This window comes from Methylocystis sp. (assembly GCF_051061225.1).
Taxonomy (GTDB): Bacteria; Pseudomonadota; Alphaproteobacteria; order Rhizobiales; family Beijerinckiaceae; genus Methylocystis.
Genome location: NZ_JBPFEB010000063.1, coordinates 1 through 10,755 on the forward strand (window position 1 = coordinate 1; position 10,755 = coordinate 10,755).

At 62.7% G+C, this 10,755-nt stretch carries 11 protein-coding genes and 1 pseudogene; 5 read left to right on the forward strand and 7 right to left on the reverse strand.

Going from position 1 to position 10,755, the window contains the following annotated elements:
* The coding region (locus tag ACR652_RS11590; protein ID WP_434506664.1) for a transposase at nt 1-91 on the reverse strand (91 nt) is incomplete at its 3' end.
* 44 nt (nt 92-135) lie between these two features.
* Nucleotides 136-822 carry a transaldolase family protein gene (locus ACR652_RS11595; protein ID WP_434506655.1) on the reverse strand — a complete coding sequence of 229 codons (687 nt, stop codon included), beginning with the start codon at nt 820-822 and terminating at the stop codon, nt 136-138.
* Nucleotides 823-1,111: 289 nt separating this feature from the next.
* Here ACR652_RS11595 and ACR652_RS11600 point away from each other — a divergent pair, with 289 nt between their 5' ends.
* The 3 genes from ACR652_RS11600 to ACR652_RS11610 are packed head-to-tail and all read left to right on the forward strand — an operon-like array spanning nt 1,112 to nt 4,709.
* On the forward strand, nt 1,112-2,590 hold the full coding sequence (locus ACR652_RS11600) for a hypothetical protein (protein WP_434506656.1): 1,479 nt from the start codon (nt 1,112-1,114) through the stop codon (nt 2,588-2,590).
* The gene (locus ACR652_RS11605; protein ID WP_434506657.1) at nt 2,590-3,483 is read left to right on the forward strand and encodes an ATP-grasp domain-containing protein; all 894 of its coding nucleotides are present in this window, start codon (nt 2,590-2,592) and stop codon (nt 3,481-3,483) included. The genes ACR652_RS11600 and ACR652_RS11605 overlap by 1 nt, the downstream gene beginning before the upstream one ends.
* The gene (locus ACR652_RS11610; RefSeq protein ID WP_434506658.1) at nt 3,480-4,709 is read left to right on the forward strand and encodes an MFS transporter; all 1,230 of its coding nucleotides are present in this window, start codon (nt 3,480-3,482) and stop codon (nt 4,707-4,709) included. Before ACR652_RS11605 ends, ACR652_RS11610 begins: the two co-directional genes overlap by 4 nt.
* A 97-nt stretch (nt 4,710-4,806) precedes the next feature.
* On the opposite strand, the gene ACR652_RS11615 is transcribed toward ACR652_RS11610, so the two are convergent.
* The 4 genes from ACR652_RS11615 to ACR652_RS11630 all read right to left on the reverse strand — a co-directional run bounded on the left by ACR652_RS11615 (nt 4,807) and on the right by ACR652_RS11630 (nt 8,225).
* A complete protein-coding gene (locus ACR652_RS11615; RefSeq protein ID WP_434506659.1) occupies nt 4,807-6,267 on the reverse strand; it encodes a sensor histidine kinase in 1,461 nt (486 codons plus the stop codon).
* Nucleotides 6,264-6,938: a response regulator gene (locus ACR652_RS11620; RefSeq protein ID WP_434506660.1), complete on the reverse strand. Its 675-nt coding sequence runs from the start codon at nt 6,936-6,938 to the stop codon at nt 6,264-6,266. Before ACR652_RS11620 ends, ACR652_RS11615 begins: the two co-directional genes overlap by 4 nt.
* Before the next feature lie 330 nt (nt 6,939-7,268).
* Nucleotides 7,269-7,766: a VOC family protein gene (locus ACR652_RS11625; protein WP_434506661.1), complete on the reverse strand. Its 498-nt coding sequence runs from the start codon at nt 7,764-7,766 to the stop codon at nt 7,269-7,271.
* 18 nt (nt 7,767-7,784) lie between these two features.
* The gene (locus ACR652_RS11630; RefSeq protein ID WP_434506662.1) at nt 7,785-8,225 is read right to left on the reverse strand and encodes a MarR family winged helix-turn-helix transcriptional regulator; all 441 of its coding nucleotides are present in this window, start codon (nt 8,223-8,225) and stop codon (nt 7,785-7,787) included.
* Nucleotides 8,226-8,418: 193 nt separating this feature from the next.
* On the opposite strand from ACR652_RS11630, the gene ACR652_RS11635 reads away from it, so the two are divergent.
* Nucleotides 8,419-8,892, forward strand: coding sequence for a VOC family protein (locus ACR652_RS11635; protein ID WP_434506665.1), 474 nt, complete (start codon nt 8,419-8,421; stop codon nt 8,890-8,892).
* A 257-nt stretch (nt 8,893-9,149) separates the two neighbouring features.
* Complete coding sequence (locus tag ACR652_RS11640; RefSeq protein WP_434506663.1) at nt 9,150-10,100, forward strand: hypothetical protein; 951 nt, start codon at nt 9,150-9,152, stop codon at nt 10,098-10,100.
* Nucleotides 10,101-10,309: 209 nt separating this feature from the next.
* Here the strand turns inward: ACR652_RS11640 and ACR652_RS11645 are convergent.
* Nucleotides 10,310-10,755, reverse strand: a pseudogene (locus tag ACR652_RS11645) (oxidoreductase); the annotation flags it as partial.

The window sequence follows — 10,755 nt, forward strand, 5'->3', positions numbered from 1 at the left end:
CGCCCTCGTCCATGAGCGTCAGATAAGGCGCAACCAGCGACCACTCTTCGTCGCTGACGTCAGAAGGATACGGTTTGCGAATCGAAGACATCCGATTCTACTAAAGCAATCAATCACCAAAGTACATAACACCCTCTAGGCGGCGCCCGCGTCCGATTTGACCTGCGCGTTGAACGAGGCCATTGCCTCGCTCGAAAAAGCGGAAGACGTCAACTGCTCGGCCACGGCAAAAGGCACAGTCATGTCTTCGCTGTAACGAAGTGCGATTTCCGCTTTCGCGACGTCCGACAGGCTCGCCCTGAGCAGCATTTTTTCATGCGGGAGGATTAGACGGGCGATCGTCTCCATCTTTCTTTCCCAGGACTCGTCGCTTTTCATGAGCCTGCCGAGATAGATCGCGACGCCGTCGGCGCCGCTCTCCAACGCGGCGCAAACCTGGAGGGGAGTGAAAACAGCGGTGACCATCGTCTTGCAACGCAGAGAAGCAAGCGCGGGGCAAAGCGCGAGATGCTCCGTTGTTGGCGCGAGCTTGATCCACAAGTTTTTGCCGCGCCCATCTCGCAATGCGTTGCTGTAGGTGAGAGCCTGCGCCACGATCTGCTCGGGGGCGCCCACGCCCTGAATCATCACGTCCCGCGCGGCCGTGTTGCTTGAGGCAAACTCGACGAGCTTCCGCGCGGCGGAAACATAGACTGGGAGGCTCAGACACTCGCCCCCCAGAGCGCGCAGGAAAAGCGTCGGGTTGGTCGTGAACCCCTTCACAAAGGGGACAGAGAGCCCATGAGAGAGCTCCGCTTCATCCGTCGAGTCGACGAAAATCATGCTAGGCGCTTTCCACTTTGGCGCTTCCAAGCAATCGGCCGCGCGTTCAAAACTTGGGCTCAGCCTACTCCGGGACCCGCGAAGAGTCAGGCAAAACCCGGCCGCCATCTGACCAGTCAGAGCGCAATCGGGCAGACCGGCTTTCACCCGGGGGCAGACCGGTCAGCTTGACAGTGGCAAACCGAAATCTTGCGTCGCGTCAGGTTCTTGTCAGCCCCGCGGGCTAGTAGCCGTGACGCAACAGGTGCGGAAACATCCGGCGCTGATACGAGCGATCTTGGAGTGGTTGATGCTTTCGGTGCAGTCCAGCCTTTTACGCGAGGCGCGATCCTATGGGGGCGACTCTGACACGCCGCGCCGCGCCCAGCTCCCGGCTTTTCCATCCAACAGGCTGGCTGTCGGCCTGCCGACCCTGATCGGTCTCGCCCCTATGCTCGGCCACCGACTCGACGATCGAGCGACGATCGCCCAGCGACAGGCCTCGATCCTGGCGGAACGTTTTGAGCAAGAGTCGGAGTTGCCGCTTCCCCAGAATGTCGGGCCCTGGGATTTCTTTGTCGCGCCGCTCGATATTCTGCCTTTTCGCCGAGCCGGCCAGAGGCGCTTTCAGCTCCTCGAGCTTAACGGCACGGGAATCGGCGGCATTACGAATCTGCCGACGAGTCTGGTAGAGGATATTCTCGAGACAATCGGCGAAATCGGCGCCGCATGTCAGGCACCTGCGCCGTTGGCGCTCGTGGCGTCCTCGGGGCGCGAGACGCAACGGGAGCGCAAGCCTAGCCATCTTCTCCACGAAAAGATGCTGTTCGTCGATCGTATCGCCCGCTCGCTGGAGCGGCGCTTTGGCGACGTGCAGGTTCTCGCGCTCGACACGCTCGTCTCGGACGGCGGTTGGCGCGGGCCCGCGCGCCCGACTGTCGCGCTCGGATACACCCGCGAGCTTGTCGACCACGTTGACGTCGTCGCCGGCGCGCCGCGATTGTTCGGCCGCGACGTCTCGGCGATCGTCAATGACCGGTTTCTATACAATCTCGAAGCCGCGCACGGGCCGCTGAACCTTGGCGCCCTCCTCCCGGCCAATCGCTGTTACAGGGCTGGAGCCGACAAGGCCACGGCGTATCGACATGTCAATTCGCTCGCAGCCAGGAATGGCGCCGATGAAATCGGAGCGGCCATAAGATTCGAGATCTGCAACGACGTCGATGAGCTGATCGAAGCCGTTCGCTCGCGCCTTCACCGTGGCGAACAGCTTGTCATCAAGCCCAGCGGCACGGGACATGGCGACGGAATCGAATTTTTCTTCAACAACGAGGGTAAAAAGGTCGTCGAGGAGAAGATCGCGCGCTCCCTGGCGATCGTGCGCCAGCGTTACGGGCAAGGCGCCGGCTTCCCTTACACCGTGACGGAATATCTGGACGCGGAAACGGTTCGAGCGCTGGACCATCCGCTTCAAGGCCGCAAATTCGAGCTGCGCGTCGTCGTGTATCGCAAGGGCTCGATGCTGCGCGCGGCGCCGTCCATCGCCAAAGTGGCGCCGGAAGTCTGGGACCCGACGCATCCAACCCGCGGCGCCCTGATCAACAATGTTTCCGCTTCGGTCAGAAGCAGCAGGTCATGCGGCGCCGACCATGTTCTGCCCCTCTGCCTGCCTGAAACGCTCGCGGCGCTCGATCTCGACGAAAACATCCTTTCCCGGCTGTGTCGTTGGGCCACCGCCTATGTCGCGCATGTGCTCGCCGAAACCCGGACGGAACTGGAGGTTCACTGATGCAAGGCTGGATTCTGACGCACCTGGAAAGGTCGCCAAGCACTCCTCTTTTACTGGAGGCCTGCCACGCGCGCGGTCACCGGTGCGAAGTGATCCACCCCAGGGATTGTCTCGTGGAGCTGTGCACAGGTCGCGTTCCTCGCGCCGCGACTTCGGGGATCATTCCGGACTTCGTCATTACGAAGCTGGGCAGCACGGCTCCCGCTTATGCTTTAGGGGTTGTCCGGGCGCTCGAAGCCGCCGGAGTTGTCTGCGTCAATGATTCGGTCAGTCTGGAGCGCGCGCGTGACAAGATCCGTGTGACGCAGGAGCTTGCGGCGGTGGGGACGCCGATGCCGGCGAGCCTGGCGCCCAACCGGGACATGCGGGCGGCCAAAGCGCTCGATCTGCTCGGCGGCGCACCGGTCATCGTCAAACTGGCGCGCGGCACGAAGGGCGTCGGAGTCATGCTGTGCGAAAGCCGGTCGGCGCTTCAGAGCCTGATGGAAACGCTCTGGGGTCTTGGAGAAGAATTCCTGCTCCAGCGCGCGGTGACCGACAGCTTTGGCGCCGATATCCGCGTTCTGGTTGTGGGCAATCGAGCTGTCGCCGCCATGCGCCGATCTGCGACGAATGGCGACTTCAGGGCAAATCTTGCTGGAGGCGGCGTGGCGATGCCGCTGACGCCGACCCCGGAACAATGCCGCATCGCGGAAGCCGCTGCGGCGCGTCTCGGACTTGCGGTGGCGGGAGTCGACCTTCTGGACTCGGCAAGCGAGGGGCCGCTCCTGATCGAGGTCAACAGCGCGCCGGGCCTGGGAGGCATCACCCTTGCAACAGGCCGCGACCTGGCGGGCGACATCGTCGAGTTCGTGGAAGGCGCCGTTCAATCCTCCGTCGCGACCGCCGCATGACGCAGCGTGAGCCTTCCTTGCCGCGGGTCTGGGGAATTTATGCGCTCAGCAACTTCGCCAGCCAGATCGGCGCCTGCATGCAATCAACCGCGCAGGCATGGCTCGTCCTGGAGCTGACGGGATCATCGTCAAAGCTCGGGCTGTTGATCGCCCTGCAATTCCTTCCGTCGATCCTTCTCGCCGTGCCGGCCGGAAAAGCGGCGGACCTCTGGAGCAGAAGAAACCTGTTGCTGGGCGCGCAGGCTGCGATGGCGCTACTCGCGGCGGCTCTCGCCACGGCCGTCATTCTCAAGGAAGCGTCCTACCCCGTTTTGGCCGGCTTTGCCTTGCTTCTGGGGGTGGGCAATGGCCTCTCGCAGGCGACGCGCCTCTCGCTTGCGGCAAGTCTGGCCGGCGCCGAGGGACGCGCGAGAGCGGCCGGCTTGGCGACGCTCTCCTTCAATCTCGCGCGGGTGCTGGGCCCGGCCCTGGCCGGCTTCGCGATCGAAACATGTGGGCCTGCTTTTGCCATCGCCGCCAATGCGGCGTCGTTCGTTCCCCTCATTCTGTTCCTCGCGACCCGAAGGGTAAATGACGCGCCGCTGCGGCAGCCGCGCTCCACGCCTGCGGCGCTCCGCTTTCTGTGGAGCAACGCCTCGACGCGTGTTCCTCTTCTGGTCGTCGCCGTGGCCGGCGTCTTCGCCGTCAATATGCAGACTCTCGTCCCGGCCTATGCGCGCCTGGGACTCGGACTCGACGCTGGCGGCTTTGGACTGCTGATGAGCGCGGTCGGCGCCGGAGCCTGCCTCGGAGGGCTCCTGCAATGGCGCCGGCCCGCCGCGTCCAACTGGCGTCCGCTGACAGCGGCGGCCGGCCTCGGCCTTTGCCTTGCGGCGCTTTCGGCGATTCACCAGCTCACGCCGGCCGCCCTCGTTCTCGCCGGCTTCGGCGTCTGCTCCGCGACCGTGTTTTCGTCAGCCTCGGCCGCGGTTCAAGGTTTTATCCCTGATCCCTTGCGCAATGCCGCCACCAGCTTGCAGGTGATGATCGTGCAGGGAACCAATCCGCTTGGCAGCGCGCTGACAGGATGGGCGCTGGAGCGATTTGGCGCGAGCGCCGGCAGCGCCATGCTCGGCGCCGCCACTCTCGCCGCCGTCTTGCTTGTTGCAGTCTCTCACCGCCGCGACCTGTCGTGCGCAGGCTCCTCCGAAGGCGCCGGGTGCGGGTCGAGCGCCACCGCACAATGAAAGAGCCCTCGCGCGGATCGCATTTTCGGACGGTGAGTTTTTAAGTGGATCGGCGATGGCAGAAGCGTTGCCATGCTGAACGCGTCTTCGCTATCCTTCATTCGGCCGCGGCAACTTCCGCAAGCATTTCGCTCCCCGCCTCGATCCCGACGCGCGGGCATCTGCAAAATGCATTCGATCGACGGAGCCGCCCGCAGCTCCCCAGCAGACCGTGCCGGAGCGAAAGCACGACGCGGGCTCCTCCGCCCTCTCGATCCTCGATTCGGACCTCGCCGCCGTGCAGGTCCAGAATACGCTGCACGAGCGCCAATCCGATGCCCGCCCCTTCCCCGGGGCGTCGCGTCCAGAATCTCTGACAGGCGCGCTCCTTGTCGGCGTCCGGGACGCCGGGACCTTGATCCGATACGCTGACGTCGCCTGAAGGGTCGACCAGCACGGAGACGGTGGAGCCGGCGGGCGCGGCGCGCAGGCTGTTTTCGACAACGTTGCGAATGGCGATCTGAAGGAAGTCAGGACTACAGGGGACCATGACCGGCGCCGTCGCCTCATCGAATTCGATCAGAAGCCCTCGCGAGGTGGCGGGAAGCGCCATCTCCTCGCAGGCCGCGCGTGCGACATCCCGCAAATCGCAGGGAGAAAAACCTGCTTTCGCCAGTTGCTCTGCCTGAGCGAGGCGAAGCAACTGGTCCACCGTGTGCGCCATCACGGACACCTCCGCCTTCAACTGATCCACCGCCCTGCTGGCGGGAAGCTGAGATATCTGCAACAGCAGGATCGCCAGCGGCGTGCGTAATTCATGCGCGGCGTTGGCGGCGAATTGCGTTTGCCGCTCTACTGTCGCTTCATATTTGACAAGCAGGACGTTTATCGCTTCGACCAGATCCTGCGCTTCGCCCGGAAGACCCTCGGATTGCAGCGCCTGCGGCGATTGCCGCGAATTTGCCTCTCGCGCCAGCTTCCTTGCCCTCTCGGCGACGCCGGACAAAGGCTGAAGCGCGGAACGCAACGCCCAGAGAATCGCGAGACTCAGCGCGGGGACGACAATCATGGCCTGAACGACGACATGTTCGACGATCTCTTCGAGCAGAACCTCGCTCCAAAGCGCCGCCGGATCGCCGATCATGGTGGCGTGAATCCAGAGCGGCCGGCCGTCCACGTCCCCTTGCTGGGTTACGAACCATTGGTCGTTCCACGGCTCGGGCGTGCGCCAATGCTTGAAGGACAGATCAGGGCGGCCGCTGCGATAGCGCGGCATTTCAGGAAACAGCGCGCCGTTCACCGCCGCGATGATTTCGTTCTTATCGTTGAAAATCCGATAACCGTAAGCGGCAGGATAACGCCTGCAACTCTCCGCGAAGCGGCCAGGTCGTCCCGAACGCAAGGATTTGAACAGGTCTTCCGCCTGCTCCTCTAGAGTGGCTCGCCGCAATCTCTGGAGATCGCTTGCGTATTCCACGATGGTCACGGCGACCATGATGGCCATAAGCCCAAGGGCAATTGCCGCCAGTCGGGTGGCGATGGCGTGCAGGAGCGGCGCGGGGCGGGATAAATCCGTCACATTCGCTCGGAAAGTATGTAGCCGACGCCACGCATCGCAGTCACCGTCACCGCAGCGCCGGAGTTTTCCAGTCTTTTCCGCAGCCTTGAGACGACAGCCTCCAGGGCGTTTGGCGTGACCTCTTCATTGAATGAATAAAGAGCCGCTTCAAGCTTGCGCCGCGGCACAAGGCTCCCGCCGGCGCGCATGAGCGTCGCGAGCGCATTCATCTCCCGGCGCGAAAAATCAATGTGCGATCCATCTATTTCGACGATCATTCGCTCGAGATCGAAAACCAGATTGGATATCGCGAGAATGGATTGCGCGAGTTGCGGCGGGCGCCGCAGGATCGCACGCACGCGCGCGATCAGCTCTTCCATACAGAAGGGCTTGCCGAGAAAATCATCGGCGCCCTCTTCGAGAGTCTCGACCCGGATCGGAATGTCGATCCTTGCCGTCGCGACCAGCACGGGCGTGCTGCGACCACGTCCGCGAAGCCCGCGCAACACGGTCCTCCCGCAGCCGTCCGGAAGCCAGAGATCGAGCACGATCAAGTCATATTCAACGCTATCCAGAAAAGACTCCGCATCGCCCACGGAGAAGGCGACATCTGATACGTAGCCGGCCGCGGCGAGCCCCTCGGAAATCAGTTCAGCCAGTCGAGGGTTGTCTTCGACCACCAGAATGCGCATCGCTCAAGTCCCGGCCAGTTTCCCCTAATGACTCGAAGACTCACTGATTCATTTGGTGGGAACAAGGCATCTGGAATCTCTTTCGCCTTCCCTGTTGCGCTTCAGGCGCCGCGCGTCACCGGGCCTGACTGTCACGGGCCGGCGGCGGCTGGTTTTGATCGGAGAGTTAGGATTCCGCGTTTGAGCAGTTCGACCAGGCGCAGGCTGAGCGGGAACCACAAGCGTCGCCGGGCGATGATGCGCCACTGGAAGTGATGGCGCCAAGCGCCCACGAAGAGGCCGGTTCCAGCCCTTCCCACCCCGTCGTCGCGGGGTGGGAAGGGAAGCGTGTCACTGCGGGGCCTTTTGCGCCTCGGCGCAACCCTTCTGCATGGCCTCGCGGCCGGCGGCGATCATTTCGTCGGGAGTCATGTTGCGGATGCGCGTCGCAATCGACCACTCATGGCCAAAGGGATCGACCACGACTCCATAGCGGTCGCCCCAGAACATGTCGGCGACCGGCATTTTCACCTTCGCGCCGGCGCTGACCGCCTGAACGACGACCTCGTCGACATTGGCCACGGCAAGATGGATCGTCACGGAAGTGCCGTTGCGCGCCTTTGGGCCGAGCGCGCCCCACTGCGGCATTTCGTCGACAAGCATCAGCATCGAGTCGCCGATCTTCACGCTGGCGTGCATCAGCTTTCCGTCCGGTCCCGGCATGCGCATGAATTCCGTCGCGCCGAAAGCCTTTTTGTAGAAATCGATCGCCTCCGCGGCGCCCGCGCAGACAATATGCGGCGTGAGCGTATGCATGCCTTCCGGAACCGGTTTCACATTCTCGCCCATGATGAGACCTTTCCTTGCTCAGCCGAGCTTTCGAAGCGACACGCGCAGAGCCTCGGCGCCTCCCTGCGCAAGCTCCTTCTCAAGCGCCGCATGCGTCTCCCGCCAGATCGGGACCGCCGCCGCAAGCGCCTCTCGTCCGGCCGCGGTGAGCGAAAGCCGGCTGGCGCGCTTGTCTTTCTCGTCGGCGGCGACCGCCACGAGCTCGCGCCGCGCCAGCAGTTTAAGTGCGGCCGTCAGCGTCGTGCGGTCCATGGCGAGAAACTCCGCAAGCCTGCCGACCGTCGGCGCCTGCGGGGCGTTCAGCGCCATCATCAACGAGAACTGTCCGTTCGTGAGCCCGACAGGCGCGAAGGCACGATCGAAGCGCCGGGCAAGCTGGCGCGCGGCTCTCTGAGTCGCGAGGCAAAGGCAGGTGTCGCGGATCTCATGAACGACCTCGAGGGGCAGCGTCTTTGACATGGCTTATTTATGTTGATATCAACCTTTCTGGATTCTGTCCAGTCGGAGGACGCAGTTGATGAGCGCGTGACGTCAGAACGCGCCCTGCTTGGCCCGGCCAGCGAGGGGAGGGTCACTGTCCACATCTGCTTTTTAATACCTGGTCCGCTCCGACAGAGGAATGGATTCAGAAGCGAAAGGACGAATAATGGCCATTGCAAGAAACAAGATCTGCCTGTGGTACGACAGGGACGCCGAGGCTGCGGCCCGTTTCTACGCCGAAACTTTCCCTGACAGCAGATTGATCGCCGTCCACCGCGCTCCAAGCGACTATCCGTCCGGCAAGGCGGGCGACGTGCTGACGGTCGAATTCACCGTCGCCGGCATCCCCTGTCTCGGCCTCAATGGCGGCCCGGCGTTCAAACATAACGAAGCCTTTTCCTTCCAGATCACCACGGACGATCAGCAGGAGACTGACCGCTATTGGAACGCCATCGTCAGCAATGGGGGTCAGGAAAGCGCGTGTGGTTGGTGCAGGGACAAATGGGGCGTCTCCTGGCAAATCACGCCGCGCGTGCTGACGGAGGCGATCTCCGGCGGCGGCGATGAAGCAAGACGCGCGTTTGAGGCCATGATGGGTATGAAGAAGATTGACGTCGCCGCGATCGAGTCAGCCCGGCGCGGCTAACGATCCCGGGCAGCGCGCAGCTGTCATAAATACGTAATTCGATCTCCCACTCAGGCTGAGCCGTGTCGCTTTTCTGTCCAGATGGCGCTAGCCAGCGCATTCACGAAACAGAGAGTCGTTCTAAGAGCGCCCTCTGGCCAGCCTCCCGCGCAAAAGGGAAACATTGTCATTCACCGGGAACAGGAGCAGGATCGGCCGCTTCTTTCGAAAAGCTGCAAACTCGAAGCCGCCTGCGAAACGAATCCGGAGTTTTTAACATGGAAAATTATTCATCTCAGACAGACGCACTGTTCTATGATTATTCCTCGGCCGCAAATCCGATCGTTCAGAAAATAATTTCACCCGTCCCCTACCAGTCCTTTTCCCCTTCCTTCTTCGAGAGCGGGCAAAGCTGCGTGCTGCCGCTCGACGTCAGTGCAAAGCTTGGCTGCGAGGGCCCCGCGACCTCGCCCGCGCTTTGCGCCAATTTCGTTCGGATCGCGCACGGCAGTCTTAAGACGCGCGCGGCCGCGACCAGCCAGCTCTTCTACATCCATCGGGGCGTGGGCCGCACGGACGCCTGCGGGCAAAGCCTGTCGTGGGAAGCGGGCGACCTCATCGTTCTGCCCGCGCACGATCACGCCCTTCATCACTGCGAGGGAGAGGCGGCCATCTATTGGGTTCATGACGCACCCTTGCTTCGCTATCTGGGGGTTTCAGCCACGACGCCCAGATTCAATCCGACGCTCTACAAACGCGCCCGCACCGAGGCGGAGTTGACCGACATCATCCACGATGAACGTAAAGCGACCGCGAACCGCATCAGCGTTTTGCTGGCCAACGCCGCTTTCCCGCAGACAAGAACCGTCAGCCAGACGCTTTGGGCGATGTACGGCCTTCTACCCGCCGGAAAATCTCAACTGCCACATCGTCACGAGTCCGTCGCCATTGATTTCGTGGCGGATTGCAAGCCGGGGGTTTACACGCTGATCGGGCAGGAGTTGGACGAGAGCGGATGGATCAGGAACCCGCATCGGGAAGACTGGGTGCCCGGGGCGAGCTTCATCACGCCCCCCGGCTATTGGCATTCGCATCACAATGAGTCTGGCGCCGACGCCCACGTGCTTCCCATTCAGGACGCCGGCCTTCAGGAATATTTGCGAACGCTCGAAATCAAATTCAGCCACATCGAGCCCGATGGCGCCGTTCACGTCACTGACGTGCCCTAATTTTCTGGCCGCGCGGGCGGCTCCCTGCTTTGTCGTTTGTCGGCAATTCTGCGAGTCGCTAGCCGGCATCACTTCTTGCGTGACGGGATCGAGACTCCCGTCGAAGAGACGCGGAGCGCGGTATGGGCTGGATTCCGCCACATGGCGGCGGCGGAGATTTGGGCCGCCGAACCAACGCGCGAACCAGTGTGATGCCATGCTGAGAATTCTCAACGACCTGATCCCGCGGGAAGAAACGTGTCGGAACGCATTTGCTTGAGGCTGGCGCCCTTCATATAGAGATCGCGTTTCAGACGGCCTACCAACTTCTCGCCGCCACAGAGAAAGAATGCCGTGTGGGGGAGTGCGTTCTCATGCTCCAGCGCCGCCGCCGCCACATCGCCGCTGTGAGCTCCGGAGTCGCTGAGGACGCGCGGGATATAGTGGAGGTTGGCGTGCCACTTCGTCAGCGCCCGCAGATGATCGTGCAGATACAGTCCTTCGCTCACTCGCGCCCCGTGATAGAGCCGGATTGGACCACGATGTCCGCGCCTCAGAGCGTCTCGTAGGACGCCGATCAGAGGCGCTAGGCCAGTGCCCGAGCCGATCAGCGCCATCGGCTGCTCGGGATCGACGCCTTCATAAATGCACGTTCCAAGAGGGCCGGCGATATGAA

Coding starts and splice junctions, on each gene's coding strand:
- ACR652_RS11630 (WP_434506662.1), bottom strand. CDS start 8,225: ATGTCAAAGACGCTGCCCCTCGAGGTCGTTCATGAGATCCGCGACACC.
- ACR652_RS11640 (WP_434506663.1), top strand. CDS start 9,150: ATGGAAAATTATTCATCTCAGACAGACGCACTGTTCTATGATTATTCC.
- ACR652_RS11600 (WP_434506656.1), top strand. CDS start 1,112: ATGCTTTCGGTGCAGTCCAGCCTTTTACGCGAGGCGCGATCCTATGGG.
- ACR652_RS11625 (WP_434506661.1), bottom strand. CDS start 7,766: ATGGGCGAGAATGTGAAACCGGTTCCGGAAGGCATGCATACGCTCACG.
- ACR652_RS11595 (WP_434506655.1), bottom strand. CDS start 822: ATGATTTTCGTCGACTCGACGGATGAAGCGGAGCTCTCTCATGGGCTC.
- ACR652_RS11620 (WP_434506660.1), bottom strand. CDS start 6,938: ATGCGCATTCTGGTGGTCGAAGACAACCCTCGACTGGCTGAACTGATT.
- ACR652_RS11610 (WP_434506658.1), top strand. CDS start 3,480: ATGACGCAGCGTGAGCCTTCCTTGCCGCGGGTCTGGGGAATTTATGCG.
- ACR652_RS11605 (WP_434506657.1), top strand. CDS start 2,590: ATGCAAGGCTGGATTCTGACGCACCTGGAAAGGTCGCCAAGCACTCCT.